The 24587-nt window shown below is 64.0% G+C and carries 26 protein-coding genes and 1 pseudogene; 14 read left to right on the top strand and 13 right to left on the bottom strand.

Annotation, left to right across the window (positions count from 1 at the left end; genetic code table 11):
* Nucleotides 1-121 precede the first annotated feature (121 nt).
* Nucleotides 122-1762, top strand: coding sequence for a CHASE domain-containing protein (locus LB525_RS18045; RefSeq protein WP_224545612.1), 1641 nt, complete (start codon nucleotides 122-124; stop codon nucleotides 1760-1762).
* 77 nt (nucleotides 1763-1839) lie between these two features.
* On the opposite strand, the gene LB525_RS18050 is transcribed toward LB525_RS18045, so the two are convergent.
* The 5 genes from LB525_RS18050 to LB525_RS18070 all read right to left on the bottom strand — a co-directional run bounded on the left by LB525_RS18050 (nucleotide 1840) and on the right by LB525_RS18070 (nucleotide 5054).
* Nucleotides 1840-2085: a YMGG-like glycine zipper-containing protein gene (locus tag LB525_RS18050; protein WP_095767375.1), complete on the bottom strand. Its 246-nt coding sequence runs from the start codon at nucleotides 2083-2085 to the stop codon at nucleotides 1840-1842.
* Between the two features lie 256 nt (nucleotides 2086-2341).
* The gene (locus LB525_RS18055; RefSeq protein WP_224545613.1) at nucleotides 2342-2512 is read right to left on the bottom strand and encodes a hypothetical protein; all 171 of its coding nucleotides are present in this window, start codon (nucleotides 2510-2512) and stop codon (nucleotides 2342-2344) included.
* Between the two features lie 219 nt (nucleotides 2513-2731).
* Nucleotides 2732-3703: a sensor histidine kinase gene (locus LB525_RS18060; RefSeq protein ID WP_224545662.1), complete on the bottom strand. Its 972-nt coding sequence runs from the start codon at nucleotides 3701-3703 to the stop codon at nucleotides 2732-2734.
* Between the two features lie 222 nt (nucleotides 3704-3925).
* Complete coding sequence (locus LB525_RS18065; RefSeq protein ID WP_018429836.1) at nucleotides 3926-4090, bottom strand: DUF1328 domain-containing protein; 165 nt, start codon at nucleotides 4088-4090, stop codon at nucleotides 3926-3928.
* A gap of 169 nt (nucleotides 4091-4259) precedes the next feature.
* Nucleotides 4260-5054, bottom strand: a complete 795-nt coding sequence (locus tag LB525_RS18070; RefSeq protein WP_095767378.1) for a response regulator — start codon at nucleotides 5052-5054, stop codon at nucleotides 4260-4262.
* 219 nt (nucleotides 5055-5273) lie between these two features.
* Here LB525_RS18070 and LB525_RS18075 point away from each other — a divergent pair, with 219 nt between their 5' ends.
* Nucleotides 5274-5477 carry a NepR family anti-sigma factor gene (locus LB525_RS18075; RefSeq protein WP_095767379.1) on the top strand — a complete coding sequence of 68 codons (204 nt, stop codon included), beginning with the start codon at nucleotides 5274-5276 and terminating at the stop codon, nucleotides 5475-5477.
* Between the two features lie 3 nt (nucleotides 5478-5480).
* Nucleotides 5481-6032, top strand: coding sequence for an RNA polymerase sigma factor (locus tag LB525_RS18080; protein ID WP_040985057.1), 552 nt, complete (start codon nucleotides 5481-5483; stop codon nucleotides 6030-6032).
* Nucleotides 6033-6187: 155 nt separating this feature from the next.
* On the opposite strand, the gene LB525_RS18085 is transcribed toward LB525_RS18080, so the two are convergent.
* Entirely contained in the window at nucleotides 6188-6571 is a 384-nt protein-coding gene (locus tag LB525_RS18085) for a response regulator (protein WP_095767380.1), read from the bottom strand.
* A 148-nt stretch (nucleotides 6572-6719) separates the two neighbouring features.
* Between LB525_RS18085 and LB525_RS18090 the strand changes: the two genes are divergently transcribed.
* The 3 genes from LB525_RS18090 to LB525_RS18100 all read left to right on the top strand — a co-directional run bounded on the left by LB525_RS18090 (nucleotide 6720) and on the right by LB525_RS18100 (nucleotide 8343).
* On the top strand, nucleotides 6720-7472 hold the full coding sequence (locus LB525_RS18090; RefSeq protein WP_224545614.1) for a Crp/Fnr family transcriptional regulator: 753 nt from the start codon (nucleotides 6720-6722) through the stop codon (nucleotides 7470-7472).
* A gap of 73 nt (nucleotides 7473-7545) precedes the next feature.
* Nucleotides 7546-7872 carry a YqjD family protein gene (locus LB525_RS18095; protein ID WP_095767382.1) on the top strand — a complete coding sequence of 109 codons (327 nt, stop codon included), beginning with the start codon at nucleotides 7546-7548 and terminating at the stop codon, nucleotides 7870-7872.
* Nucleotides 7873-7878: 6 nt separating this feature from the next.
* Nucleotides 7879-8343 carry a phage holin family protein gene (locus tag LB525_RS18100; RefSeq protein ID WP_224545615.1) on the top strand — a complete coding sequence of 155 codons (465 nt, stop codon included), beginning with the start codon at nucleotides 7879-7881 and terminating at the stop codon, nucleotides 8341-8343.
* Between the two features lie 15 nt (nucleotides 8344-8358).
* Here LB525_RS18100 and LB525_RS18105 read toward each other — a convergent pair.
* Nucleotides 8359-9884, bottom strand: a pseudogene (locus LB525_RS18105) (sensor histidine kinase).
* 157 nt (nucleotides 9885-10041) lie between these two features.
* On the opposite strand from LB525_RS18105, the gene LB525_RS18110 reads away from it, so the two are divergent.
* Nucleotides 10042-10245, top strand: a complete 204-nt coding sequence (locus LB525_RS18110) for a hypothetical protein (protein WP_095767385.1) — start codon at nucleotides 10042-10044, stop codon at nucleotides 10243-10245.
* Between the two features lie 8 nt (nucleotides 10246-10253).
* On the opposite strand, the gene LB525_RS18115 is transcribed toward LB525_RS18110, so the two are convergent.
* Nucleotides 10254-11174, bottom strand: coding sequence for a diacylglycerol/lipid kinase family protein (locus LB525_RS18115; protein WP_095767386.1), 921 nt, complete (start codon nucleotides 11172-11174; stop codon nucleotides 10254-10256).
* 241 nt (nucleotides 11175-11415) lie between these two features.
* On the opposite strand from LB525_RS18115, the gene LB525_RS18120 reads away from it, so the two are divergent.
* On the top strand, nucleotides 11416-12780 hold the full coding sequence (locus tag LB525_RS18120) for a PRC-barrel domain-containing protein (protein WP_224545663.1): 1365 nt from the start codon (nucleotides 11416-11418) through the stop codon (nucleotides 12778-12780).
* A gap of 127 nt (nucleotides 12781-12907) precedes the next feature.
* Here LB525_RS18120 and LB525_RS18125 read toward each other — a convergent pair whose 3' ends face one another.
* Nucleotides 12908-14461 (bottom strand): alkaline phosphatase family protein, encoded by a 1554-nt coding sequence (locus LB525_RS18125; RefSeq protein ID WP_224545616.1) that lies wholly within the window; start codon nucleotides 14459-14461, stop codon nucleotides 12908-12910.
* Between the two features lie 214 nt (nucleotides 14462-14675).
* Between LB525_RS18125 and LB525_RS18130 the strand changes: the two genes are divergently transcribed.
* The 4 genes from LB525_RS18130 to LB525_RS18145 all read left to right on the top strand — a co-directional run bounded on the left by LB525_RS18130 (nucleotide 14676) and on the right by LB525_RS18145 (nucleotide 17895).
* The gene (locus tag LB525_RS18130; protein WP_224545617.1) at nucleotides 14676-15608 is read left to right on the top strand and encodes a VOC family protein; all 933 of its coding nucleotides are present in this window, start codon (nucleotides 14676-14678) and stop codon (nucleotides 15606-15608) included.
* A 4-nt stretch (nucleotides 15609-15612) separates the two neighbouring features.
* Nucleotides 15613-16242, top strand: a complete 630-nt coding sequence (locus LB525_RS18135) for an alpha/beta hydrolase (protein ID WP_224545618.1) — start codon at nucleotides 15613-15615, stop codon at nucleotides 16240-16242.
* A 1-nt stretch (nucleotide 16243) separates the two neighbouring features.
* Nucleotides 16244-16543, top strand: a complete 300-nt coding sequence (locus LB525_RS18140) for a GNAT family N-acetyltransferase (protein ID WP_224545619.1) — start codon at nucleotides 16244-16246, stop codon at nucleotides 16541-16543.
* Between the two features lie 293 nt (nucleotides 16544-16836).
* Nucleotides 16837-17895, top strand: coding sequence for a dipeptidase (locus LB525_RS18145; RefSeq protein ID WP_224545620.1), 1059 nt, complete (start codon nucleotides 16837-16839; stop codon nucleotides 17893-17895).
* A 7-nt stretch (nucleotides 17896-17902) separates the two neighbouring features.
* Here LB525_RS18145 and LB525_RS18150 read toward each other — a convergent pair whose 3' ends face one another.
* The 4 genes from LB525_RS18150 to LB525_RS18165 form a co-directional block, all read right to left on the bottom strand.
* Nucleotides 17903-18160, bottom strand: coding sequence for a hypothetical protein (locus LB525_RS18150; protein ID WP_224527205.1), 258 nt, complete (start codon nucleotides 18158-18160; stop codon nucleotides 17903-17905).
* 1 nt (nucleotide 18161) lies between these two features.
* Nucleotides 18162-19391, bottom strand: coding sequence for an aminomethyltransferase family protein (locus tag LB525_RS18155; protein WP_224545621.1), 1230 nt, complete (start codon nucleotides 19389-19391; stop codon nucleotides 18162-18164).
* Nucleotides 19392-19602: 211 nt separating this feature from the next.
* Nucleotides 19603-21177 (bottom strand): phytoene desaturase family protein, encoded by a 1575-nt coding sequence (locus LB525_RS18160; RefSeq protein WP_224545622.1) that lies wholly within the window; start codon nucleotides 21175-21177, stop codon nucleotides 19603-19605.
* A complete protein-coding gene (locus LB525_RS18165; RefSeq protein WP_224527212.1) occupies nucleotides 21164-22783 on the bottom strand; it encodes a phytoene desaturase family protein in 1620 nt (539 codons plus the stop codon). Before LB525_RS18165 ends, LB525_RS18160 begins: the two co-directional genes overlap by 14 nt.
* A gap of 255 nt (nucleotides 22784-23038) precedes the next feature.
* Between LB525_RS18165 and LB525_RS18170 the strand changes: the two genes are divergently transcribed.
* Entirely contained in the window at nucleotides 23039-23833 is a 795-nt protein-coding gene (locus LB525_RS18170; protein ID WP_224527213.1) for a methyltransferase domain-containing protein, read from the top strand.
* A gap of 6 nt (nucleotides 23834-23839) precedes the next feature.
* A complete protein-coding gene (gene betI, locus LB525_RS18175; RefSeq protein ID WP_224527215.1) occupies nucleotides 23840-24526 on the top strand; it encodes a transcriptional regulator BetI in 687 nt (228 codons plus the stop codon).
* The last annotated feature ends 61 nt before the right edge of the window (nucleotides 24527-24587 follow it).

Below are 24587 nucleotides of genomic sequence, written 5' to 3' on the forward strand. Positions count from 1 at the left end.
TAGCCGGCTAATTAACGGCTGCGTGATGTACCAACCGCGGTGATGGTTTGACCGCGCCATTGTGTTGGCGCCGAGACTTGCCCATAAAGATCGTCGACCGTCCACGGGCCGCATCCTTGATTTGAAGAAGCTCTTTCCGATCCTTGCCTTTGTCGCCGTCGCGCTGATCAGCCTGACCATGGCAGGGTTCGCCTATTTCGCGACGCAGGAGGCGGCGCGGATCAAGTTCGAGGGCACGGCCGACGACGCGCTCAACCGCATCGAGAGCCGCGTCGACCTGCATCTGTCGCTGCTGCGTTCGACGCAGGCGCTGTTCGATGCCCGCAACGGCGACATCTCGCGCGGCGAATTCAAGGCCTTCTTCACCGCCCTCGACATCGACGACAATTTCGCCGGGCTGCGCGGCATCGGCTTCCTGAGGCTCGCCAAGACCGGCGACGAGGCGGCGGTGGAACGTGACATCCTGCACGACCATGGGTCGGCGCATCCGATCTATCCTGCCACGACGCAGCAATGGCGCACGCCCATCGTGCTGTTCGAGCCGCTCGCTGCCTCCAACCAGTCGATCATCGGCTTCGATATGTTCACCGAGCCGGTACGGCGCGCGGCGATCGAAAAGGCGATGGCAGACGACCGGCAGCATGCGAGCGGTTTGGTCCAGCTCGGCCAGGGCGCCGGCGTGGCGCAGACCTTCACCGGGTTCCTGGTTTTCGTGCGACTGAACGTCGAAACCGCGCCCGAGGTGATCAATGCAAGCCGCTCCTCCACGTCCGGCTTTCTCTACGCTGCCTTCCGCGCGCAGGACTTGTTCCAGGTCGCGCTCAGCCGTTCTCCGCTGCTGCCGGTCAATGTCGAGGTCTATGACGGCAAGCCCGAGGACGGCAATCTTCTGTTCCGTTCGGAGGCGCCGCCGGCAGAACGCATGGGGGCGACGCTTCTGGCGCGTCGCGATATCGTTGTCGCGGGCCGGCCCTGGACCGTGCTGTTCAGGCCGACAAGCGCCTTCGAACCGCCGTCCTCGCGCGCCATTCCGGTGATGCTCGGGCTATTCGGCCTTTTGCTTGCCGGCGCCATCGCGCTGGTGGCGCGCTACCAGGAGCGCGCCTATGAGGCGAAATCGGCGCTGCACGAGGCGACCGAAAAGAGCCTGCTGGAAAAGGATCTGATCCTGCAGGAGATGAAGCACCGCATCAAGAATTCGATCACCCGCGTGCTGGCGATCGCGCGACAGACGGCCTCGCAAGCCACCGACGTGAAGGAGTTTTCGGCATCGTTCTCGGCGCGCCTGCAGGCCATGGCCGCATCGCAGGACATGCTGACGCGCTCGCGCTGGCAGAAGGCCGATCTTGGCGACCTGCTTCGCATCGAACTCGGGCAGGTGTTCGGCAAGGACCTTCCCGACGGCGTGTTGTCAGGGCCGGAGGTGCTGCTGGACGAGACGACGACGCAGGCGCTCGGGCTGACCTTCCACGAACTTGCCACCAACGCGCTGAAATATGGCGAGGCCGGCAGTTCGGTCAATTCGGCCAACGGAAATTGGGCTCTCAAGGTCGACTGGAGCATCGAAGGCCGCGGCCGCGAGCGGACGCTTGTTCTGAACTGGCGCGAGGCGGGTCAGAAGGAACTGGAAGCGCCAGTCAAGACCGGCTTCGGCACCAAGCTGATAGATCTCAACGTCACGCGCGAATTGCGCGGCACGATCGCGCGCGACTACCACGCCGACGGATTGAAGGTGGAAATCAGGATCCCGCTGGGCGCGTAAGGCAAAACGGCGACTTGAATTTGAATTCAGAGCAAACCGGAGGCCGGCTGCCGGCCCCCGGTCTTTCCCGTGCTGAACTAGTTGCAGCGAGCCGTGTAGATCCGGCCGCGATGATCGCGATACTGGCAATAGCCGTTGCGCAGGTTGCGAACCAGAAGGCCCGACCCGGCGCCGACGGCCGCGCCGATCAGCGCACCCTTGCTGCCGCCGACCAAGCCGCCCACGCCAGCGCCGATCAGGCCGCCGCCGACGACGTCCTGCTCGGTCGTTGTGCAGCCGCTGACAGCGACCACGGCAACCATGGCAATCATCATCTTCCGCATAGAATTGCTCCTCACTTTTGTCCTCACTTTCGGCAGTGCCAGCAGCCATTTAGCATGAAAAAAGGTGCTTTGCCTGCCCGATTTTACTGTTGCCTAACGTAGTCTTTTCGGAACGCTTGCCGTTCGACACGACAAGCATGCCGGGCACCTCCAGCGTTGCGAACTGTGTGCCGTCGGGCCGCACGTTCCAGACGATCCGATCGCAGTCGTCCAGCGCGGGATCCATAGTGGCCGACAGTCAAAGCCGCGTGCGGGGTCAGAACAACTGCCAGGCCGCGGTCAGGGCCACGGCGGCCAGAAGCGCGATCGTGCCCAGGCGGAGCGAAAGATGCGACGACCGCGGCGGCGGCGGCAGCTCGGCATCCTGGAAGCCGCTCATCGAGACGCGGGCGGCCTGCTCCAGCCTGTTCAGGTCGGCAACCACCATTTCGGTCTCCCCAGGTCGCGCCGGGGCGCGGATGGGTTTCCGGCGCATCGTCAGCCGGGAGCACAGGATCGGACTTTATGGTGAACAGCCGGTTAAAGCGCCTCCGCCGGCAAAGCGCTCCCGTCTCCGTCTGACGCAATTGCGGACGGATGGTTACGGCTAAGCCGCCTGACCGTCGCGCACTTTGCCTGGAATGTTCCTACGCCATCGACCGCGCTATCAATCCGTCTCGAAATTCCCGTGCGGGACGGTGAGACGGTATTCCATCCGGTCTCTGCCGATTTCCAGCGTCGCGGAGCCATTCAGCGACATCGGCACGACGCGTTCCAGCGCCACGCTGCCGAAACGCTTCTCATTGCGCTGCGCGTCGCCGACCGCCTCCGTCCAGGTCAGCAAGAGGTTGGGCGAGGTTCCATCTTCGGCCTCGAGCTTGGCGCGCACCTCGACATGGCCGTCCGGCCGCGACAGTGCGCCATAGCTCACTGAGTTGACGGCCAGCTCATGCATGGCGAGACCGATATGCAGGGCAGCGTTGGGGTTGAGGTAAGGATTTTCGCCCGCGAACCGCAGGCTTTGAGCCAGATCGCTGCTGTAGCGGCCGACCTGGCCGGATACGAGCTCGTGCAGCGCTGCTCCTCGCCAGTTGGAGGATGTGACGAGATCCTGCGAGGACGCGAGCGATTGCAGCCGGCCACGAAACCGCGCCAGGAACTCGCCGAGCGTCTCCGTATACCGCCCGGTCTGAGTGGCGACGCTCTGGATGATGGCGAGGAGATTTTTCGATCGATGGCTGACTTCGCGCAGCAATGTCTTCAGGGTCTGCTCGCGGCGTTTCTGCTCCGTCGTCTCCACCATCGTCGTGACGACGCCGAGGACATCGCCGGCTTCCCCCCGGTCTGCATCGATCCAAAGCTGGAACCAGCGTACCCCCTGGTGCCCCGGAATGCTGAGCTCGAGCTGGTCCGGGTTGCCGGATTCGATCACCTTGAGTTTGGCAGCCCTTATGCGTTCGGCCTGCGCCGGCGAGAGCAAGTCCTTGCCGTCGGCTGTATCGGACGCCCAGGGCGCGTTCATGTTGCGCGCCCAGACCGTTTCCATCTGCCGATCCTGGTAGAGAACCGAAATCCCTGCGTTATGCAGGGCGTGAAGCAAGGCCCGCCCCACCTGCATCCCGCTTTCCGAGGGATGCATCGCGATCACTTCGCGCTTTTCGAACCTGTCTTGTGTGGGACCTTGGGAAGGCATCGGAAATCCCCCACTCGGCCCTTGAACGGCCCAATCCGCAACTTGTTCCGCACGAGACGACACCCTGAAATTGGGCTTCCAAAAACGGTCCGCCGGACGGTGCTCTTTCGAGGCGCCGTCCGGCGGTGGCTGGAAACCGTTTGAGGGGTGCGGCTTCCAGTGTTGCGGTCAGGCTCTCCTGAAGAGGCCTGCGATGAGCGAAATCACCAGGAAGGCGAGAAAGATGAAGAACAGGATTTGCGCGATGCCTGCCGAAGTGCCGGCGATGCCGCCGAACCCAAGCGCGCCGGCGATGATCGCAACTACGAGAAATACGAGCGCCCAGTACAGCATGATGCGTCTCCTTCTTATGTCGGGAAAAGAACGTGGCCAGATGCCGTTTGTTCCACCATTTGCTGAAAAAGACGATCCCCCAAAGCGAGCTTTTCAGACCGCACACAGCCACGCGTCACGCATGGCGCGGAGCCTTGGCGTGACACTTGGGATCCAGCTTCGGAAGGGATCAGGCGGCGGCCTTGGCCTGACGGTCGAAGAACAGGGCCTGGCTGATCAAAGCCTTGACCATGTCGGGATTGAACGGCTTGGTGACCAGGAAGGCCGGCTCGGGCCGTTCGCCGGTAAGCAGGCGTTCAGGGAAGGCGGTGATGAAGATCACCGGCACAGGCGTCGAGGATAAAATCTCGTTGACAGCTTCGATGCCCGAGCTCCCATCGGCGAGCTGGATGTCGGCCAGAACCATTTTCGGCCGCGTCCTGCCGAACAAGGCCACAGCCTCGGCATGCGTGCGCGCCGTGCCGACGACGCGGTGGCCGAGGCTCTCGACCATCTCCTCGATATCCATGGCGATCAGAGGCTCGTCCTCGATGATCAGCACATCGGTCGCAACTTGCCGAGAAATCTCGTTGCTCGCCTGGGCAAGCAGCTCCGAGAACTCATCCTCGTCGACGTCGAGGATCTCCGCCGCCTCGTCCTCGCTGAAGCCCTCGACGGCAACCAGAAGGAAAGCCTGCCTCGGCAGGGGCGCGATCGCATTCAGATTGGCCGCGGCCCGTTGCTCCCAGGCGGTCTGCGCCTGTTCCTGCGGCACGCGGATGGCCACGGAGGTGAACAGCCTGGCGAAAACCTTGTACAGCGCAATACGGTCGCTCGAGGCTTCAGGGAAGATATTGGTATCGGCGATAATGGCTTCCAGCATCGCGGCGACCAGCGCGTCACCGCTCTCCTGCGATCCCGACACCGCGCGCGAGAAGCGGCGAAGGAACGGGAGATGAGGAGCGATGGTTGCGGACAGACTCATTATTGACGTCTCCCTCAGATGACGTTTCATGTTCAAGGCCGCATTGGTTGCAAGCCCCTCTGCATCAAACGCCGGCTTCCGGAAAAAGTTCCGCCCGGCCGCGGAACTAAATTAGCAGGCAAGCGTTTCGGATCCAGGGATGGGCAACCAGACGAGGGTTCCGCTTGCGTTGTGGTTTGAAATCGAAGAGCGGCTCGGGTGCTGGAAATTAGGGCTATTATGAAGGAAATGTCAAAAAAACAGATGGCTGATGCCGCAAGCAGGCATCGGAACGGGGATGGCAATCCGCTTGGTGCAAACTCCGAAATCGCTCGCAAGCTCAAGCAGTATTATGACGAACTGGTCTCGGATCATGTGCCGGACCGTTTCGCTCAGCTGCTCAGCCAGCTGGAACAGACCGAACCTGCCCAGAAAAAGGACTGAGGCATGGCGGCGGTATCCCAGAGCTTCAAGACCGAGCTGCTCGGCGCGATCCCGAGCCTGCGGGCTTTCGCCGTGTCGCTCACACAGAATGCCGATCGGGCCGACGACCTCGTCCAGGAAACGCTGGTGAAGGCATGGGACAAGCATGAGAGCTTCCAGCCGGGCACCAATTTGAAGGCCTGGCTGTTCACCATCCTGCGCAACGAATTCTATTCGCAGATGCGCAAGCGCGGCCGCGAAGTGCAGGACAGCGACGGCATCATGACGGCCAGGCTTGCCGTTCATCCGGCTCAGCATGGCCAGCTCGATCTCAAGGATTTCCGCGGCGCGCTCGAGCAACTGCCCGAGGACCAGCGCGAAGCCATCATCCTGATCGGCGCTTCCGGCTTCTCCTATGAAGAAGCCGCCGAGATCTGCGGCTGCGCGGTCGGCACGATCAAAAGCCGCGTCAGCCGGGCGCGCGCCAGGCTGCAGGAGATCCTCAAGATTTCCGGAGAGGACGAGTTCGGGCCCGACGCGATCTCGGCGCAGGTCACAGGCTCGAACGCGGCTTAACTTCCGGGACGCGAAGGCGACAAGTACCTGCTCGCGCCATTCGGCGTCATCGTTCGGCGCGCTTAACGTATCCGGCATTTCCTTGGGGAACCCGGATTCGTACCGGCCATGATGTGAGCGCGCAAAGCGGCCTGAGATCGCCTCGGCGGCGGCAGTCAGGCCGCCGGAGCGGCCCGTCCGCAGGCGATCGCCACGGCTTCGACGAGATCGTCGCCCGAGTAAGGCTTGGTCACCAGTCGAACGTCGGGGAACGAGTTCTTGACTTCGTCCGAATCCGAATAGCCGGAGGCGAATACGAACGGCACGCCCTCTGCGCGCAACCGCGCGGCGAAATCCAGGGTCGACACCCCGCCAAGCATCAGATCGACAACTGCCGCGTCGAAGCTCGAAGGCAGCGCCTGCCCGTCGATGTCGGCGATCTCTCGCGCGATCGTCACATCCGCGGCGCCGTGATCACGGCAAAGCTGCTCGACATCCATCGCTATCAGGAACTCGTCTTCGAGGACAAGAATGCGCAATCCGTCAAGCAATGCTGTCACTTATGGGGTGTCTCCTTGGCAGCCGCACTCATGCGCGGAATCCGTCACGATGTCATTTAAAAAAGACATGGACATGACCCAGCGGAACCGCTGCCCCCCTCAAACGTTTCCTTGCGCCCCTAGGGCAGGGATTTCGAAGAGGGGTCGAATGTCCGGACGTTTGGTTGCCACTCGCCAATATCCTTGTGAAAAATGCCCGCTGCGGCCGCTGCCGGCCTTCCGCGAATTCGACGAGCAGGAATTGTCATTTATCGACACCTTCAAGCGTGGCGAATTGGCGGTCGACAGAGGTGCGACCGTGCTGGTCGAAGGCAGCCACAGCGCGCATCTTTACACGGTGCTGTCGGGTTGGGCGTTCCGCTACAAGCTTTTGCCCGACGGGCGCCGGCAGATCCTCAATTTTTCCATGCCTGGCGACCTCATCGGCCTGCAGGGAAGTCTGATGGGCGAAATGCAGCATTCCGTCGAAGCCCTATCGCCGATGCTGCTTTGCGTTTTCGAACGCGATCAGCTGCAGGAACTCTATCGCAACCATCCCGGCCTTGCCTATGACATCACCTGGATCGCGTCGCGCGAGGAGCGCATGCTGGATGAGAACCTGCTCAGCATCGGCCGCCGTACCGCGCTTGAGCGCGCCGCCTATCTTATCGCCTTCATCGCCCGCCGGGCTCGCGGCGCCGGCCTCAACGGCACGACGCCGGTGCAGATCCCGATCACGCAACAGCACATCGCCGACACGCTCGGCCTCTCGCTGGTCCATACCAACAAGACGATCCGCAAGCTGATGGACCGCAAGCTCATCATGTGGCGAGACGGCGGCTGCGAAGTGATCGACTATGACGGGCTGAAGAAGCTTGCCCGCTGGGAGGGGCTAGGCGAGGAATGCAGGCCGCTGATCTAGGTTTGGCTTGCGACGACCGGAACCATGGCGCCGAACGGGCGTTGAAACCAACGCAAACACAAGGAGTTAGAGAATGGCAACCGCCGCAGGCAAATCCGCCACAGACGAAGCAACCGCCGCCGATCTGGAGGCCGATATCGAGCAACTGAAAGCGGACATCCAGCGACTCACCGAGCAACTCGCCACGACCGGTCAACACGGCTACGGCGCGGCCCGTCGCGCCGCCGCGGACGGCGTCGAGCAATTGCGCGCGCAGGGCGAAGCCGCGTTCGAGAGCATGCGGGGAAGAGCCGAGGATATCGAAGCGCAGCTGATCGCCAAGGTGCGCGAGAAGCCGGTGACCTCGCTGGCCATCGCGGCGGGCGTCGGTTACCTGTTCGCCCTGCTTTCCCGCCGCTAACCGCAGATGGGGGCGCTTGTCTCGCTGATCTCGGCCCTCGCCTCGGGCGAGGCGATGGCCGCTTTGCATAGGGCGCGGACCGCGGCAATCCTTTACGGGCTTGCCGCCATTTTCGCCGTGTGCGGTGTCGGCTTCCTCATCGGCGCCGCCTACATCTGGCTGGCGGTCCGCTACGGACCGATGGCGACCAGTCTCGGCTTCGGCATCGGCTTCCTGGTGGTTGCCGGGCTCATCCTCGTCACTCACAAGCTGGCGGCCGGCATGCGCAGCAAGCGCCGCGCGCGGCGACGCCAGGCCGATATGACGGCGGCGGGCGTTACCGCAGCACTTGCCTTGCTTCCGGCCCTCGCCAAAAGCAAAGGCGGGCTTGGAGCCGTTGTCGCGCCTGCCCTAGCGGTCGTCGCGTATGCTATCTATCGCGAGAACACCAAGTCCAGGCCGTCGAAGCCGGACCCGGAAAACTTGCCTTGAGCAGTGCCGGAGCGCTCATTTCAAGGACGGCTCGAGCGGCATCGATATTTCGGCGAAGACGCCATCCGGGCGAAATTCGTGGATCACCTCGCTGTCGATGACCTTGGCGAGGCTGCGGCGGATCAGGATCGAGCCAAAACCCTGGCGATCCGGAGGCTCGGCCCGCGGCCCACCGCTTTCGCGCCAGGTCAGCACCAGGCGGCGCGCGCCTTTGCGGCCTTGCGTCTTCCAGTCGAGATCGACTTTTCCCGACGGCGCGGAGAGCGAGCCGTATTTCATCGCGTTGCTGGCGAGCTCATGCAGGATCAGGCCGAGCCCGACCGCTTGATCGGGCGAGAGCAGAAGCTCGGGACCCGAAATCGCGATACGCGGCTGGCGGCCCGTGTCGAAAGCCCTGGTCTCGATGCGTGCCAATTCGCCGATGCCAATGCCGCGCCATTCGCGGTCGGACAGCAGATTATGGGCGGCGCCGAGCGCCTGCAGCCTGGCACCGAAGGCCTCCAGGAACACACTCGGCTGGCGAGCGTGGCGGACGGTCTGCGTCGCCAGCGCCTGCACGGTCGCCAATGTGTTCTTGACTCGGTGGTTGAGCTCACGCAGCAAGAGGCGCTGCCGCTCGTCGCCGAGCTTGCGCTCGGTGATGTCGTAGTTGACGCCGAAGATCAGCGTCGGCTTGCCCTCGCCGTCGCGTTCGATCACGCGTCCACGCGTGGCGATCCAGCGGGGTGGATGGACCCCCTTGACCCGGTACTCGCCAAAATAGTCGTCGCTGCCGCTCAGCGCGTCGCGGAAACGCGTCTCGGTCTGGTAGACGTCGCGCGGGTCGATGGCGCGCAGGATGTCGCGCGCCTTCAGCCGGTTCGAAGGCGGCAGGTTGAAAGCTCGGCCAGAAGCGTGTCGCATTCGATCATGTCGGTGCGTATGTCCCACGCCCAGCTCGCCAGTGAGGCGGCGTCGAGCGCGATGGCGCGGCGCTTTTCCTCGCGCGCCAGTTCCGCCTTGGCGATGGCGCCGTCGCGGGTGGCGTCCTTCAGCGTGAACAGGCTGGCCGCGAGGTCGGCCAGCATTCTCAGCTTCGCCACCTTGTCCTCGGCCGGAAACGGTCTCGGCTGGCGATCGAGCACGCAGAGCGTACCGATCCTGGCACCGGCCACCATCATCGGCACGCCGATAAAAAAACAGATGTGCTGCTTGCCCGTGACCAGCGGATTATCGGCGAAACGCGGATCGAGCGTGGCGTCGGTCACCACCATGGGATCGTCGCCGGCGGCGATGGCGTGGGCGCTGAAGGAAGTGCTGGTTGGCGTCTCCTTCTCGTCGAGGCCGATGCGCGCCTTTAACCGCCGGCGACTGCTGCCGATCAGGCTCACCAGCGCGACAGGCGCTTCGGCGATTGCCGCAGCGAGACCGGTGATACGGTCGAAGTCCGGATCGGTTGCGGTATCCATGGCGCCCAGGCCCTGAAGCAGGGCGAGCCGTTCCGCATCGATCACGACGCGGCTGACGTCCGCTGGCAAACTATCCGCCTTGCTGCTCACCATTCCCTCAAAACGCCACGCAATCGGCCATCATATACACGCAATCGGTTGCCGCATGCTTGCGGGGCGTCTTTTCCCACACGGAACCTTCCCGAACAGGATCCGTTACCGACCATGTCGTGCCTGAAGCGCCCGCCGCCGCGCAGCATGGAGGCCAATCGTGACCAAGATCGTACCTGAAGACAAAGCTCGCCAGGGGCATTGGGGCTGGCACGCCCTCAGAATCCTCATCGCCGGGCTGCTGCTCGCCTTCATCGCGTGGGGCGCGGTCGAGATCTACGGCGAGTTGATCAAGTCGCCGACGACCCAGCAGAACGTGCCGACGGCCCCGCCCGCCGAGCAGAAATCCACTCAAGGCAGCTGATCTTTCCATCACGCCGCCTTCGCCTGCGCATTGCGGGATGGGACAAGCACGTTCAGGGCGCCGGGGTGACTCTCGACCGTGGTTTCCCTCTCCAGCCTGATCAATTCGCCGTCCAGCACCGCGCTGAACTTCCTGGTGGGCGAACGGATTTTCAGCACGACCTTGCCAGCCTGATGCACTTCGACATGCGCGCTCTGGCGCAACCTGCCGCGCAGCATGTCCAGCAGCAGCTTCGCCAGATGATGACGCCGGCGCGCGACGCTGACATAGATGCCGAGCACGCCGCCAGCCGGGTTGTCGGCATAGGGCAGGTGGCCTTCGCCGAACAGATTGTTGGAGATGCCGATGCCGGTCGTGCGGGCGACGATCTCGGCCTTGCCGATGCTCAGGCTCACCTTGAGCGCCGGCGGGTTCTTGATAGCCGCCCACGCCGCGCGGACGGACGCCTGCATCTTTCCAAGGCGCGAGCTGAAATCCATTTTCTCGCGCAACTGAACCATCTTGGCGTGCATGCCGACGGAGAACTGATGCACGAAAGGCTGGCCGTTGGCGCTCGCCATATCGACGGCGATCACCTCGCCGTCGGCAAAGGACTGCAACGCCGCTTCCAGTGTCTGCGGGATGCCCAGGCCGCGCGCAAACAGGTTCATCGTGCCGGCCGGCAAGATGGCCAGGGCCTTCTTCTTGTTCATGAGGAGGGATGCCGCGGTGGAAATCGTGCCGTCGCCGCCTCCGGCGAGAACAACGTCGATATTTCGCCTGGCGATGGCCTTTTCCAGCGCCGTGGCGACGTCGCGACCGGCAACGATGTCAATCTCGACCGAATGCCCCGCCGCTTCGAGGGTCTGACGCAGCTTTTCGGAAAATGCTTCCATGTCGATGGTACGGAGGGTGCCGCCGTCCTGGTTCAGCACCGCAGCAAACCGCATATCGCGCTCCGTTTTCGGGTCACTTTGAGCCGGCAGACCCTCAGCCGCAGGCTGAAACGAGGAGGCCGCCGCAAAGGTTCCGCCGGGAGGTCAGCAATCCACGGACGCGTGAACGCGTTGCGGTTGGAACAACCCTCCGGTCACAACGTTGTGAACCTGTAGACATTGCCGCTTCCGACCCGCCGTCAAGGCTGGCCAAGGAGCGTCATGCACAGATCAGGCACGAGGAGAGACCATCATGATGATCCGCACTCTTTTTGCGACGACCGCGATCGCAACCCTTCTAGCAACCGGCGCTTTCGCGCAGACGACGCCCGCCCCGGCTCCACAGCCCCCAGCAGCCGAGAATCCGGCGCCGGTCCCGCGCGCCGATGGCGCCCTGATGACCAATATCATCGGCGAGTCCGTCTACAACGGCACCGGTGATGACGCCCAGAACATCGGCAAGGTGGATGATGTCGTCTTCGATTCCGCCGGCAAAGCCAAGTCCGCCATCATCGGCGTCGGGGGATTCCTCGGCGTGGGCAAGAAGGACGTCGCCTTCGACTACGGCAAGCTGGAATGGGCCGAGAAGAACGGCGACCGCTGGCTGGTTGTCAAGTCCACCAAGGATGAGCTGAACGCTTTGCCGGCGTTCGACCGCAAGCCTTACGATCCGGCGCCGGCGCAGTCTACCGACGCTACGCAGCCCGCCAACAACACGACAACAGCCCAGGCTCCCGCTGCGGCGCCGGCCGAGCCGGTGAAGAAGGCGGAGGGCAATCTGGCCACGAACATCATGGGCGAGTCGGTTTATAACGGCACTGCGGACGATGCCCAGAAGATCGGCGACGTGAAGGACATCGTGCTTGCCAAGGACGGTAAGGCCGAGTCGCTGGTGATCGGCGTCGGCGGCTTCCTCGGCATCGGCACGAAGAACGTCACTTTCGACTTCGACAAGGCGAAATGGGCGGAGAAGAACGGCGACCGCTGGCTGGTGGCCGAGACGACGAAGGAGCAGCTGCAGGCCCAGCCGGAGTTCGACCGCAAGCCCTATGATCCGGCGCCTGGCACGACGACGGCCGCGAACAACGCGCCGGCAACGACCACGCCTGCGGTGGTCGCTTCGGGCACGACGTCCGATAAGGGAGCGAAGCCGGCAGAGCCCGCCAAGTCGACGGCGGAGAACAAGCCTGCGACGCCGCCGGCCCAGAGCACGGCTGAGAACAAGCCCGCCGATAATAGCGGCGCTGCCACCGACCAGACCAAGACGGCTTCCATCGATAAGTCGACACTGACTGAGATGCCGATGGGCAACATGCGCGTCGACGATCTCAAGGGCACGACGGTCTATGGCGCCAACGACGAGAAGATCGGTTCAATCGGCGACGTCGTGCTGACGCCCGACAACAAGCCGGACGCGGTCATCGTCGATGTCGGCGGCTTCCTCGGCATCGGCGCCAAGGAAGTGGCGATCGCCATGGATAAGCTCAAATTCATGACCGACAAGAACGGCAAGAAGTATCTCTACACCAACTTCACCAAGGAGCAGCTGCAGGCGCAAACGGCCTATAACAAGAGCAGTTATGCCGCCAACCGCGACCAGCAGCGGATGATTCTGAAGTGACGATCAGGCAGTAGGCAGTAGGAATTAGGCAGTAGGGTATAGGGAAAGAGGCTATTGCCTCCGGCCATCCAAGGCGGACCATCTCCTACTGCCTACTGCCTACTGCCTACTGCCTACTGCCTACTGCCTACTGCCCACTCACGTACCCCACCACTCCATCTTCCGTCAGTTCCGCCAAGGCAAGGGACTGATCGAGGTGAGCGCCGCGCCAGGCAAGCATCTTCTCGGCGAACTCGAGCCGTACCGGGAGATAGGCCGGGTCGTTCGCCACATTGTTCAGCTCGCCTGGGTCCTTCGATAGGTCGAACAGAAGCGCCGGCAGGCCGCCGCCGAAATGGACATATTTGAAGTCCGCCGCGCGGATAACGGCGAGGTTGCAGGCGTTCGACGCGATACCGAAATGGCGTTCGGCTTCGCCTTGGGCGACCGTGCGGAAATCAAACTCCCAATGCGCGGCGTCGCGCCAGGCTTCCGGTTCCGTTCCATCCAGCCAGGGCGCGAGCGAACGGCCGTCGAGGTGGCGCTGCGGCGCGGCGCCGATCAGGTCGAGCATGGTCGGGAAGATATCGACGGCTTCAGTGAAGCGATCCACGGACAAACCGGCCGTGGCTTCCCGGCGCGGATCGCGGATGATCAACGGAATGTGGTAGCTGGCGTCGAAGAAGCCGCCTTTGCCGAGCATGTAATGATCGCCCATCATCTCGGCATGGTCGGAGGTGAGCACGATCACGGTGTCGTCCCAGGCACCCGCCGATTTGATCGCTTGCCAGATGCGGCCGAGCTGCGCGTCGACCTCGGAGATCATGCCGTAATAGATCGCGCGGATGCGGCGAAAGTTCTCCTCGCTCCAGTCGGGCACGTTGCCCTCGATGCCGGGGACGAATTTTGTCCGCTTTTGCCCGGCCAGATCGTAGGCGATATAGGGATGGCTGCCGGCCTCGGCCTGCCAACTTGTAGCGCGTTTGAACGCGGGACCTTCGGCCGGATCATACATGGTATTGTAGGGTTCGGGCACGATGAAGGGCGGGTGCGGGCTGATGAAGGAGATATGCGCGAACCACGGCGCGCTCGCCTCCTGCTCGCCAAGCCAGCGGATGAACTCGCCGGCCAGGAACGCGGTTGGCGTTTGGTCTTTCGAATAGATCGGCGGCGCGTTGGTCACGTCCTGTTCCGCCTGGCCGCGGGCCGGACGGTGGATGTCGGGGCTGCCTGCGCCGGTGTCGATGCCTTGCGCGCGCAGCCACGACAGCCATTGCTTCTGATGCTCGGGCAGGGCCTGGCGTACGGTGAAGCCCGGCAGCACGCCCTCATAGCTGCGCAGGCGCGGATCCCCGGCCGCCAGCTGGCGCGGATCGAGCGCGACATCGGTGTAGCCGAACAGGGTGGGATCATAGCCCGCCGCGCGCGCCGAAAGCGCGATGTTGCCATGGCGCGCGTCAAGCGGCGTGCCATTGCGGCAGACGCGATTGTTCATCTGGTAGAGGCCGGTGTAGAGGCACGCGCGGGCAGGCGAGCAGGGTGCTGCGCCGCCATAATGGCGGCGGAAAAGCACCCCTTCCGCGGCGAGCGCATCCACGTTCGGCGTCTTCACCACCGGATGGCCAGCCGCCGACAGGCAATCGCCACGCCACTGGTCGCAAGTGATGAGCAGGACGTTCGGGCGGTGCTTGCGATTGTCCAAGATCGTCTCCTTGTGGAAGCGTTCAGATGGAACGGAAATCACCCGCGTTGCAAGCCAAGCTTGGTGACAGATCGGTGAACATGTTTCGAACTGTCGTTCACTTTCATGATACAGTCCATTCTATGTTTGCCCGCTTTGCCGCCGGCCCGCTCATCCTCATATTGGCGTGGACAGCGGCAAGGGCCGCACAAGGACAAAGGGAAGGAGCAGGATCGTGCTCAAGCAGATACAGGGGCTGCATCACGTCACCTCGATGGCGAGCGATGCACGCCGCAACAATGAGTTCTTTACGAAAAAGCTTGGCCTGCGCCGGGTGAAGAAGACCGTCAATTTCGACGCGCCGGATGTCTACCATCTCTACTATGCCGATGAGGTCGGCACGCCGGGTTCGGTGATGACCTATTTCCCGTTCCCCGATATCGCCAAGGGCCGGCACGGCGTCGGCGAGGTGGGCACAACGGTATTCTCGGTGCCGGAAGGCACGTTGACCTATTGGGAAAAGCGCTTTGCCGATGAGGGCGTTGGCAATGTTGCCCGCATCGAAAGCTTCGGCGAAAAGCGGCTCACCTTCACCGGCCCGGACGGCGACAGTTTCGCGCTCGTCGAGGACAAGACCGACAAGCGGGCGCCCTGGGTCAAGGGCGGTGTTCCCGGCGACGAGGCGATCCGCGGCTTTCACTCGGTCTCGCTGCGGCTGAAGGACGGCGGCGCCACCGAGGAGCTTTTGAAATTCATGGGCTATGAGGAGGTCGACAAGTCCGGCAATATCCGCCGGCTGGCGATCAAGAACGGCAACGGCGCCGATGTCGTCGACATCGAATCACTGCCCGGCGCCGGCTTTGCCAATCTCGGCGCCGGCTCGGTGCACCATGTCGCCTTCGCGGTCGAGGATCGTGCCAAGCAGCTGGAAGTGCGCAAGGCGCTTGTCGACACGGGCTATGGCGTGACGCCGGTCATCGATCGCGACTATTTCTGGGCGATTTATTTCCGCACGCCGGGCGGCGTGCTGTTCGAGGTGTCGACCAACGAGCCGGGCTTCGACCGCGACGAAGACACCGCGCATCTGGGCGAGGCGCTGAGGCTGCCGGCGCAGCACCAGCATCTGAGGCCCTATCTCGAACAGCATCTGCAGAAGCTGGAAGACTGAAGCCATGAGCAAGGACGCTTACATCTATAAGGTGCTGCCCGGTACGCCGGGCAGTCCGCTGCTCTTCGTCCTCCACGGCACGGGCGCCGACGAGAACCAGCTTCTCGGCTTCGGCCGCGAGCTTATGCCTTCGGCGACGATCGTCTCGCCGCGCGGCGATGTCTCGGAGCACGGTGCTCCCCGGTTCTTTCGCCGCACCGGCGAGGGCGTCTACGACATGGACGACCTGGCGCGCGCGACCTCGAAGATGGCGAGCTTCGTCAAGGCGCATGTCGGGACCGCAAAACCCTCGGCGGTGTTCGGCCTCGGCTACTCCAACGGCGCCAACCTCCTGGCGTCGGTGGTGTTCGCCGAGCCGGGCCTGTTCGACGCCACGGCGCTGATGCATCCGCTGATCCCGTTCGAACCCCGCGTCCAGGGCAGCCTTGCCGGCCGCCGCATCTTGATCACGGCCGGCAGGCGCGACCCGATCTGTCCGCCCAACTTGACGTCGCGGCTCGAGGCCTATTTGCGCGCCGACGGCGCCGATGTCACAGTGGAATGGCACGACGGCGGGCATGAGGTTCGGCCGAATGAAATCGAAGCGGCGCGGCGGTTTTTCGCGCCGGCGCCGGTTGCCGAAGGAGGCAAGTAACATGGCCGACCAACTGCCCGAGATCGAACTGGAAGACCGCGGCTCCAAGGGGCGTTACGTGCTGCGCGGCCCGGGCGGCGCCGAGGCCGAGATGACGTTCACCAAGATCGGCGAGCACCAGCTCATCATCGACCACACCGAGGTGCCGGACGTCTTTCGCGGCCAGGGCGCCGGGCTTCGGCTCGTCACCCGCGCGGTCAAGGATGCGCGTGCCGCCGGCAAGAAGATCATCCCGCTCTGCCCCTTCGCCAACGCCCAGTTCCGCCGCCACCCGGAATGGGCGGATGTGCTGAAGCGGTAGCACCGTCTTTCCCTTCTCCCCCTGTGGGAGAAGGTGGCCGCGCAGCGGCCGGATGAGGGGTGCTCCAGAGAAAGCCGGCGTCTCACTCCGCTGGAACACCCCTCATCCGTCTCGGCGCTGCGCGCCGATCCACCGCCCGGGGCGAGCCACGCGTCTCGCCCGTCCTTCGGACCCCACAAGGGGAGAAGGGGAAGCTCTTGGCATTTGCACCGTCCGGTCATCTTGCCTAAGTTGACGGTTCGCTCGGACGAAACCCGTCGTCCCGCCCGTCCCCGATTTGAATGGCTTCCCTGATGACCGATACCGACCTGATCCCCGTTTTCGACGGACATAACGACACGCTGCTTCGGCTCTACCAGTCGAAGGAAGCCGACGTCGAAAAGCTGTTCATCGAGGGGACGCCGGGCGGGCATATCGACCTGCCGCGCGCCAGGAAGGGCGGCTTTGCCGGCGGCATGTTCGCGATCTTTCCGCCTCCGGTCGAAAAGTCGAAACGCAGCGCCGTGCCGCCGGCACCGAGCGACAATGAACCGCTGCCGCCGGAACTGCCGCAGGCCGAGGCGATCACCTCGACCATCGGCATGGCTTCGATCCTGTTCCGGCTGGAGCGCGCCGGCGCATTGACCGTCTGCCGCAGCGCCGGCGATGTGCGGGACGCGATGGCCAAGGGCTCGATCGCGGCGGTGTTCCACATCGAAGGCGTCGAGGCGATCGATCCCGGGCTTGCCATGCTCGATGTGCTGCACGCCGCAGGGCTGCGCTCGCTGGGCATCGTCTGGAGCCGCCCCAACGCCTTCGGCAACGGCGTGCCGTTCCGCTTTCCGTCCTCGCCCGACACCGGGCCAGGTCTCACCGATGCCGGCAAGGCGCTGGTCAAGGCGTGCAACCAGCTCAGGATCATGATCGACCTCTCGCATCTCAACGAGAAGGGTTTTCGCGACGTGGCCGAGCTTAGCGATGCGCCGTTGGTCGCGACCCATTCCAATGTGCATGCGATCTGCGGCCATTCGCGCAACCTGACCGACTGGCAGCTCGGCGCGATCCGCGAATCCGGCGGCATGGTGGGCCTGAACTTCGCCACCGGCTTCCTGCGCGAGGACGGCCGCATGAACGCCGACACCAGCATTGATATCATGGTGCGCCACATCGATTCGCTGTTGCAGGCGCTGGGTGAAGACGGGGTCGGGCTGGGCTCGGATTTCGACGGCGCCATGATCCCGGCCCCCATCGGCGACGTCGGCGGTCTGCCGAAGCTCATCGACGCGCTCGCCGCGCGCGGTTTCGGGCGCGCGCTGATCGAGAAGATCGCTTACCGGAATTGGTTGAGCGTGCTTGAGCGCACCATAGGCTAAGGCGGGTCTATCCGTCGTAGCCGATACGCTTCAGCCATTCCTTGCCGACGCCACGGTCGCGGATGATCGCCAAGGGGTTTTCCGCGTCGAGCCGGGCGCAAATGCGGTAGACCTCGAGCGTCTCGGCGTTCATTTCGCCGCGCTTGAAGAAATACATCGCCGCCGCGTAGCGAGTGCGGCCGGACCACATCTCGCCGAGTGGCGTGTTGACCAGTTGCCACTGCTCGGCGGCTTCCGCTTCCAGGTCTTCCGCTTCGCTTGCCATGTCAAAAGTCCGCGGGCGGGTTGGCGGTGCGGCGGTCGAGCTTGATGAAGGGCCTCGGCACCACCTTCGCCTTCTTCATCAGCTTCTGGTACTGCAACTCGCGCATGGCGTAAATCTCGACCCAGAGGTCGTCGACGATTGTTTCGCCATAGGGCCGCCGCAGCGAGGCGAGCGCGATGTTGCGCTTGGCCATGGGCGACCACATCGCCGCGCTGACCAGCCCAACCTCCTGGCTTTTCTTGTAGTAGACGATCGCATGCTCAGCCGGGATGTTGCCTTCGATCTCCAGGCCGACCAGCACATGGCGCAGCTTCTTCTTCGCCCGGGCGTCGAGGATGGCGCGGCGGCCGTTGAAATGGCCTTTGTCCGGATCGATCATGAAGCCGAGGCCGATCTCGTCCGGCATGCGCAGGCGGTCGGCGCGGATGGCGTGCTCGGCAGCTGTGAAATCGGCATTGGCGACGATCAGCCCGGCTTCCAGCCGGGCCCGGTTCAGCGCCGTATAGCCGATGGCGCGGATGCCGCGCAGCTCGCCCGCCGCCATCAGCCGATCCCAGAGGCTCAGCGCCTTGTCGGCCGGCACGAACAATTCGTAGCCGAGATCGCCGGTGAAGCCGGTGCGCGAGATGGTCACGGCAGCGCCGTCATGCGCGAACTCGGCGAGGTCGAAGATTTTCAACCGCTCGACGCCGCCAAAGCCCGCCTCGCGCAGGATGGCGAAGGAGGTCGGGCCCTGCAGCGCAAGTCCGGCGACCGCTTCGGTCTCTTCCTCGACACTGATCTCATAGCCGATCGCACTGTCGAGCAGCCAGGGCAGATGGCGCTCTTGCGAGCAGAGACGGAAGCGTGTCGGCGAGAGCCGGAACAAAGTGCCATCATCAAGGACAAAGCCATCGTCGTCGCACCAGGCGGTGTAGTGGACGCGGTCGGGTTTCAGTTTGGTCACGTCTCGCAGCGTGACGCGGTCGAGATAGGCTTCGGCGTCCGGGCCCTCGATGCGGTACTTGGTCATCGGCGAGATGTCGAAGAGCGCCGCCTGGCTGCGGATGGCGAAATATTCGAGCTCCTCGTCCCACAGCGAATGCGGCGCGCGGTAGCCGGCCCAGTTGTACCAGTCGTTCGTCAGCGCCAGCGCGTCGATGCGCGGCTGGAAGGGGGTGCCGAGCCGCAGCGTGCGGAAGTGGGATTGGGCGAGGGTGCGGGCGGCGTCGGTTTTCACATGACGATTCATGACGGCGTTCCTTCGCGCCCCCCTCTGTCCTGCCGGACATCTCCCCCACAAGGGGGGAGATTGGACGTCACGCTGACTTTCGCCAATCTCCAACGTCGCAAGAAAAGCGCCGACAGATCGAGCTGCTGATCTCCCCCCTCGTGGGGGAGATGGCCGGCAGGCCAGAGGGGGGCGCCATGGAGCGCGACTTCAGCGATTTGCAAAAACATATTCACCCCTTCATCGCGATGATGCGGCGCGCGGCGTTGAGGCCGGGCGCGCCGGAGATGCCGCCGCCCGGATGCGAGCCGGCGCCGGCGAGGAACAGGCCTTCGAGCGGCGTGTCGTAGCCCGACCAGCCGGAGACCGGCCGCGACATCAGCATCTGGTCGGCCTGCAACTCGCCATGGTGCCAGTGGCCGCCAGGCATGCGGTAGCGCGCCTCGATGTCGGCGGGCGTCAAAAGCTCGGCGTGGCTGACCGTTGCGCCGATGCCGGGCGCATAGGTCTCGAGCTGCGCCATGATCGCCTTGAGGAAGCGCGGCTTGCCGGCGCCCCAGCCCTCTCTCAACGCATAAGGCGCGTACTGCACCACAGCCGAAAGCACGCAGGCGCCGAATGGGGCGAGCGATAGGTCGGCCAGGCTGGGCAGCGTGATTTCCATCACCGGCTCAGGCGAGAACTCACCATATTTCGACGGATTGAAGGCGCGCTCAACATGGTCGGGCGAAGGCGCGACGACGAGGCGACCTTTGTGGCCGGCGGCGTCGACGCCCGAAAATTGCGGCGGCCGATCCAGCGCCAGATGCAGCTTGGCCGCATCGCCCTTCATGCGGATGTTCTTCACCTTGCGCACGAAGCCGGTATCGACGTCGCGCGGGCCGACAAGATCGAGGATCGTCGTCGCCGGGTTGATCGCGGAGACGACGATGTTGGCCTGCAGCGTTTCGCCGCCCTGCGTGACGACGCCGACGGCGCGGCCCTTTTCGACGATCACCTTGGCGACCGGCGAAGCCGGGCGGATCGAAACGCCCGCCTTTTCCGCCGCCGTGCGGATGACGGCGACGACGGCGCCCATGCCGCCTTTCGGCTGGACCTGCGCGCCGGCAAGGCCGCCAATTTCGCCGGCCAGCCTGTAGTAGAGGCCGAGCAGCGAAGTCGGCGAGCGCGGCCCAAGATGCGAGCCGAGCGTCGCGTCGAAAGCAAGCAGGCCCTTCAGCCGGTCGTCCGAGAGCTGCTCGTCGAGCAGGTCGTAGACATTCATCAAAAGCACGCGCAGGAAGTCGCGCATGTCTTCCCTGCCAAGCCGCTTCAGCGCCAGCGCGGTCTGGCCGAGCCCGGTCACATCGGCGAGTGACATGCCGCCAAGATCAGGCGGTCGGCGCGACAGGAAAGGCTTCAGCACGCCGGCATAGCGCAGCAGTTGCGCGCGCAAATCTTTCCAGGCGGACTGTTCCGAAGGGCTGGCGCCCGTCAGCACCTCGCCATAGGCGCCGTGGAGCACCAGCGGGCCGTCCTTCGACAGCGCAACCGACGGCACGAAGTCGCCGCGCTCTACCGTCAGCCCGTGGCGTTCCAGCTCCAGCGTCTTCACGACATCGGGATGCAGGCGATTGAGCAGATGCGCGACCGTGGAGACGCGAAAGCCCGGCGCGAATTCCTCGGTGCGCGCGGCGCCGCCGACCTCGTTGCTGGCCTCGAGCAGCAGCACCTTGCGGCCCGACTTGGCCAGCGTGGCGGCGGCGACGAGGCCATTGTGACCGCCGCCGATGACGATGGCGTCCCAGTTCAAATCAGATGACGTCATGGGCCGGGCTCATATGCAGGGTTGGCTTGGCAAGATCGCGCAGGATCTCGGCGGCGGCATTGCGCCCGGGCGCGCCCATAACGCCGCCGCCCGGATGGGTGGAGGAGCCGCACATATAGAGCCCACTGAGCGGCGAGCGGTATTGCGCGTAGCCGGGCACCGGGCGGTTAAAGAGCAGCTGGTCGAAGGTGAGCTCGCCCTGAAAAATGTTGCCTTCGGTGAGGCCGACCTCGGCCTGGATTTCGCGCGGCGTGCGCACTTCCATATGGACGATGCGGTCGCGGAAGCCGGGCGAATATTGCGCGATCTGCGCAATCACGCTTTCGGCGAAGCCGTCGCGGTCGGCATCGGTCCAGTCCGCCCCTCTTATCTTCGGCGGCGCGTATTGCACGAAGCAGCTCATGAAATGCTTGCCCGGCGGCGCCATGGTCGGATCGAGCGTGGTCGGGATCATCATGTCGAGGAAGGGATCGGCCGACCAGCGTCCGGCCTTCCAGTCGTCATAGGCGCGCTCCATGCGCTCGATGGAATCGGTGAAATGCATGTCGGCGCGGTAGACCGGCGAATCCTTCGGCAAAGCCGGGAACTTGGGCAGGGAATCGAGCGCGATGTTGACCTTGCCGGACGAACCGCGGATCTTGAAGTTCCTGACGCGGCGCAGGAAGATGTCGGGCAGCTCCTTCTCCTCGACCAGCTTCAGGAAGGTGCGCTTGACGTCGGCATTGGAGATGACGAGCTTGCCGTAAATCTCCTCGCCGCCGGCAAGCACCACGCCCTTGGCCTTGCCGTTCCTGATCAGCACGTGATCAACTTCGGCGCCGGTGCGGATGGTGCCGCCACTGGCCTTGAAGGAAGCGGCCAGCGCCTTGGTGACGGCGCCCATGCCGCCGCGCGCGTAGCCCCAGGCGCCGACCGAGCCGTCGACCTCGCCCATATAATGATGAAGCAGCACATAAGCCGTGCCGGGCGACATCGGGCCCAGCGCCGTGCCGATGATGCCGGACAGCGCGAAGTTCGCCTTGATGACGTCGGTCTCGAAATACTCGTCGAGGAAGTCCGAGATCGACATCGTCCAGAAGCGCAAGGTCAGCGCCATCTCCTCGGCCGAGATGCCGGCGAATTTCTTGCCGAGATAAAGCAACTCGCCCAGGTCGCGCGGCCTGAAGCTCGTCGGGTCGGGCGCAGTGCGCATCAGGAGCGGCTGGATGAAGCGGCACTGCCTCGTGACGTCGCGCGAATAGCGGTCATAGGCCTCGGCGTCGCGCTTCGAAAAGCGGGCGAACTCACGGCGATGGGCGTCATGATCGCGGTAGTTGGCGAGGTAGTCGCCGTCGCGCGTGAACACCGCGCCGCCTTCATAGGAGATCACCTGCAGGCCGAAGCGCGGCAGCTCCAGGTCGCGCATGATCTCGGGCCGAAACAGCGAGCAGACATAGGAACAGTTGGAATAGAGGAAGCCCGGCGTCAGCTCGCGGCTGGTGGCCGCGCCGCCGACCCAATCGTTCTTCTCAACCACCAGCACGTCCAGCCCGGCGCGCTGCAGATAGCAGGCGGTGACCAGCCCGTTATGGCCGCCGCCGATGACGATCGCGTCCCATGCCTTCATGCGCGCCGAACCTCCCGCCGGTTGCCCTATCTGCTTGTTTCTCCGCAATTCCGGTCGGAGAACCGCATCACGCTTTCCTGGAATTGCTCCGTGCGTCTTGTCCCCGATTGCCCCGAATTTGGCACGGATCACAGTTTTTTGTCCAGCAATATTGAATGAATGTTCAACAAATGGTGTTGCGTTTTCCTGTTGATGCGCTAGGCTTTGCCTTGATTTCTGGATTGATCCGCATCGCCATTTGAGGTTGAGGATCGGATGATCGAGACGGCCGACGCCGAGCCGGAATATGACGAAACCGCCATCCGCTTCCTCGAAGCGCTGTGGGGCGAGGGTTACTTGTCGCCGGGCGGTCCGGACGAGGTCGACCGCGTGGTCGAAGGCCTCTCCCTCAAGGGCAAAACGATCCTCGATATCGGTTGCGGCGCCGGCGGCATCACGCTGCATCTGGCGGCAACGCACGGCGCGGCTCGAGCCACCGGCTTCGACGTCGAAAGGCCGGTGATCGAGACGGCGAGGCGAGGGGCGATCATGCAGGGCCTCGAGGATCGTGTCAGCTTTGTCCAGGCGCCGCGGGGACCGCTTCCTTTCACGAACGCTTCCTTCGACGTCGTCTTCTCCAAGGACGCGCTGCTGCATGTGCCGGACAAGGACGCGCTGTTCGCCGAGATCTTTCGCGTGCTGAAGCCCGGCGGGGTGTTTGCGGCGTCGAACTGGATGATTTCGCATGATGGCGAGCCGTCGCCTCAGATGAAGGCCTATGTCGCTGCCGAAGGGCTCTCCTTCGCCATGGCCTCGCCGGCGCGCTATGCCGAGGCGATGCGGCGCGCCGGCTTTACCGACATCACCATACGCGACCGCAATCCATGGTACCGCGAGGTCGCGCGCGAAGAGCTTTCGCGGCTCAAGGGACCGCTCTACGCGCGGGCCGCGGCAGCGGTCGGCGCGGCCTATGTCGACAAGAACATCAAGACCTGGGAGGCGATGCAGAAGGTGCTTGACAGTGGCGAGCACCGCCCCACTCATCTGCGCGGTTGGAAGCCGGTCGGATAGCCGGCAATGCTGGAGACCGTCACACCCATGAAGACTGCAGAGGCGAGCGATGCTCTCCCCGAAACGGCGCGGAAAGGCGATGCCGAAAAGCGTGGCCGCAAGGCCTCGAAAGAGGTCCGGCGGCTGCAGCTGATCGAGGCGACGATCGATTCCCTGGCCAAGCGCGGCTATGCCGAAACGACGATGGCGGACGTGGCCGACGGCGCGGGCCTGTCGCGCGGCATCGTCAACTTCCATTTCGAGAGCAAGGAAAAGCTGCTGATCGCCACGCTGCAGCACATGTATGACGAATATTCGGCGCATTGGCGCACTTCCCTGCAAAAGGCGGGCGACGATCCGGCGCGGCAGCTGCAGCATCTGGTATGGGCCGATTTCGACCGTTCGATCTGCAACAAGCGCAAGCTTGCCGCATGGCTCGCCTTCTGGGGCGAAGCCAAGTCGCGGCCGACCTACCAGGCGCTGAGCAGTTCGCGCGACGCCTATTACCAGCAGGTCTTCATCGATCTCTGCACGACGCTCAAAGTGAGCGGCAACTACACCTATGACCCGCAGGTCATAGCGCTGGCGCTCAGCGCCATGCTCGAGGGCTTGTGGCTGCGGCTGATGATGGGGACTGAGGACACCACGCGAGAGACCGCATTGCAGGCGGCGAATGCGTTTTTGGCCGCCGCCTTCCCGAAACACTTTGGCTAGCGAGAACTGGAGCTAGCGAAAGCCGGGTTAGCAACAGCCGGCCAACAAGACCGGCAAAAGA

Source organism: Mesorhizobium sp. CA16, assembly GCF_020165175.1.
Classification (GTDB): Bacteria; Pseudomonadota; Alphaproteobacteria; order Rhizobiales; family Rhizobiaceae; genus Mesorhizobium.

Bases quoted from the DNA above. Each gene is read 5' to 3' on its own strand.
- LB525_RS18050 (WP_095767375.1), bottom strand. From the start codon at position 2,085: ATGCGGAAGATGATGATTGCCATGGTTGCCGTGGTCGCTGTCAGCGGC.
- LB525_RS18145 (WP_224545620.1), top strand. From the start codon at position 16,837: ATGACCGATACCGACCTGATCCCCGTTTTCGACGGACATAACGACACG.
- LB525_RS18080 (WP_040985057.1), top strand. From the start codon at position 5,481: ATGGCGGCGGTATCCCAGAGCTTCAAGACCGAGCTGCTCGGCGCGATC.
- LB525_RS18075 (WP_095767379.1), top strand. From the start codon at position 5,274: ATGAAGGAAATGTCAAAAAAACAGATGGCTGATGCCGCAAGCAGGCAT.
- LB525_RS18165 (WP_224527212.1), bottom strand. From the start codon at position 22,783: ATGAAGGCATGGGACGCGATCGTCATCGGCGGCGGCCATAACGGGCTG.
- LB525_RS18155 (WP_224545621.1), bottom strand. From the start codon at position 19,391: ATGAATCGTCATGTGAAAACCGACGCCGCCCGCACCCTCGCCCAATCC.
- LB525_RS18135 (WP_224545618.1), top strand. From the start codon at position 15,613: ATGAGCAAGGACGCTTACATCTATAAGGTGCTGCCCGGTACGCCGGGC.
- LB525_RS18170 (WP_224527213.1), top strand. From the start codon at position 23,039: ATGATCGAGACGGCCGACGCCGAGCCGGAATATGACGAAACCGCCATC.
- LB525_RS18095 (WP_095767382.1), top strand. From the start codon at position 7,546: ATGGCAACCGCCGCAGGCAAATCCGCCACAGACGAAGCAACCGCCGCC.
- LB525_RS18060 (WP_224545662.1), bottom strand. From the start codon at position 3,703: ATGCATCCCTCGGAAAGCGGGATGCAGGTGGGGCGGGCCTTGCTTCAC.
- LB525_RS18070 (WP_095767378.1), bottom strand. From the start codon at position 5,054: ATGAGTCTGTCCGCAACCATCGCTCCTCATCTCCCGTTCCTTCGCCGC.
- LB525_RS18055 (WP_224545613.1), bottom strand. From the start codon at position 2,512: ATGGTGGTTGCCGACCTGAACAGGCTGGAGCAGGCCGCCCGCGTCTCG.
- LB525_RS18160 (WP_224545622.1), bottom strand. From the start codon at position 21,177: ATGACGTCATCTGATTTGAACTGGGACGCCATCGTCATCGGCGGCGGT.
- LB525_RS18120 (WP_224545663.1), top strand. From the start codon at position 11,416: ATGATCCGCACTCTTTTTGCGACGACCGCGATCGCAACCCTTCTAGCA.
- betI (WP_224527215.1), top strand. From the start codon at position 23,840: ATGCTGGAGACCGTCACACCCATGAAGACTGCAGAGGCGAGCGATGCT.
- LB525_RS18150 (WP_224527205.1), bottom strand. From the start codon at position 18,160: ATGGCAAGCGAAGCGGAAGACCTGGAAGCGGAAGCCGCCGAGCAGTGG.
- LB525_RS18100 (WP_224545615.1), top strand. From the start codon at position 7,879: ATGGGGGCGCTTGTCTCGCTGATCTCGGCCCTCGCCTCGGGCGAGGCG.
- LB525_RS18065 (WP_018429836.1), bottom strand. From the start codon at position 4,090: ATGCTGTACTGGGCGCTCGTATTTCTCGTAGTTGCGATCATCGCCGGC.
- LB525_RS18090 (WP_224545614.1), top strand. From the start codon at position 6,720: ATGTCCGGACGTTTGGTTGCCACTCGCCAATATCCTTGTGAAAAATGC.
- LB525_RS18140 (WP_224545619.1), top strand. From the start codon at position 16,244: ATGGCCGACCAACTGCCCGAGATCGAACTGGAAGACCGCGGCTCCAAG.
- LB525_RS18115 (WP_095767386.1), bottom strand. From the start codon at position 11,174: ATGCGGTTTGCTGCGGTGCTGAACCAGGACGGCGGCACCCTCCGTACC.